1 protein-coding gene is annotated in these 672 nt (G+C 68.5%); it reads left to right on the top strand.

What is annotated here, in order from left to right; all coding sequences use genetic code 11:
- A partial coding sequence (locus ACY45C_RS12900; RefSeq protein WP_462187869.1) for an NAD(P)-dependent oxidoreductase occupies positions 1-672 on the top strand: 672 nt, incomplete at both ends.

The raw sequence follows: 672 nt of genomic DNA, 5'->3' as shown, positions 1-672 counted from the left end.
ACACCGTGCTGGCCTGGAACCGCTCACCGGATCCCGTCACCGAACTGGCCGCCGCCGGTGCGGTCCCCGCCAGCATCTCCGAGGCGTTCGCCACCGGAATCGTCCTCAGCATGCTGGCGGACGACCAGGCCGTCACCGATCGCCTGCTCGATCCGCGGGTGCTGACCGCCGCGCCGGCCGGAGCACTGCATGTGAACATGGCCACCGTCAGCACCGCGCTGGCGATCCGTGCTCGGCGTGAGCACGCCGAGCACGGGCTGCGCTACCTCGCGGCTCCCGTCTTCGGCCGGACCGACGCCGCCCGCGCCGGCAACCTCACCATCGTGACCAGCGGCGATCCGGACGCGATCGCCGAGGTTCAGCCCCTGTTCGACGTCCTCGGCCGGCGAACCTGGACGGTCGGCGACGCGCCGGAACACGCCAACCTGGTGAAGATTCTGGGCAACTATCTAATCGCCTGCAGCATCGAGGCGATGGCGGAGGCGAGCGCCGTCATCGAGGCCGGCGGGATGAACCCGGCCACGTTCATCGAAGTACTCACCGACAACCTGTTCACTGGCCCGGTCTTTACCGGCTATGGCCGCATGATCGGAAACCGGGATTACGAACCCGTCAACTTCCGTCTCCCGCTCGGGTTGAAGGACGTCCAGCTCGCGCTGGCCTCAGGGCTGG

Source organism: Frankia sp. CcWB2 (assembly GCF_977927585.1).
Note: the sequence above shows the minus strand (reverse complement) of the source record. Positions and strands in the feature narration are given on the sequence as shown.